The organism is Psychrobacter sp. 1U2 (assembly GCF_051847575.1).
In genome coordinates this window covers 1-592 of record NZ_JBPYDC010001482.1, presented here as the reverse complement: position 1 = coordinate 592, position 592 = coordinate 1, and the positions used below count along the sequence as shown (strand labels likewise).

The following is a 592-nucleotide window of genomic DNA, read 5'->3' as shown; positions in this document are numbered from 1 at the left end:
CTATGAATGATGCTATTGAAAACATCGATATTGGTGGTCCAACTATGGTACGTGCCGCTGCTAAAAATCATGCTCATGTAGGTATCGTAACTGACCCAGCTGATTATGAGCGTGTGCTTACCGCTTTAGGCGATGGCACGGAGCTGACAACGGCTCTACGCTATGACTTAGCCGTCAAAGCGTTTGAACATACGGCACAATATGATGGTATGATCGCCAACTTCCTAGGCAGCCGTGTCAATGATACTCAAGAGCCTGAAAATTTTTCGCGTACCTTTAATGTGCAGTTTGAGAAAGCACAAGATCTACGTTACGGTGAAAACCCTCATCAAAATGCGACCTTCTATACCGAAAACCAGTCTTTAAAAAGCCAGCAAGCTTCTATTGCTACTGCAAAGCAATTACAAGGTAAAGCGCTTTCTTATAACAATATCGCCGATACTGATGCAGCTCTTGAGTGCGTTAAAGCTTTTAATGCATCTGCTTGCGTCATCGTAAAGCACGCCAATCCTTGCGGCGTAGCAGTGGATCAAGACCAGGTCGCAGCTTATAAGACAGCTTTTAGTACAGACCCTGAGTCTTCTTTTGGCGG

1 pseudogene is annotated in these 592 nt (G+C 44.9%); it reads left to right on the top strand.

The annotated features are described in order from the left end of the window. Positions 1-592, top strand: a pseudogene (gene purH, locus ACS8FD_RS22755) (bifunctional phosphoribosylaminoimidazolecarboxamide formyltransferase/IMP cyclohydrolase); the annotation flags it as partial.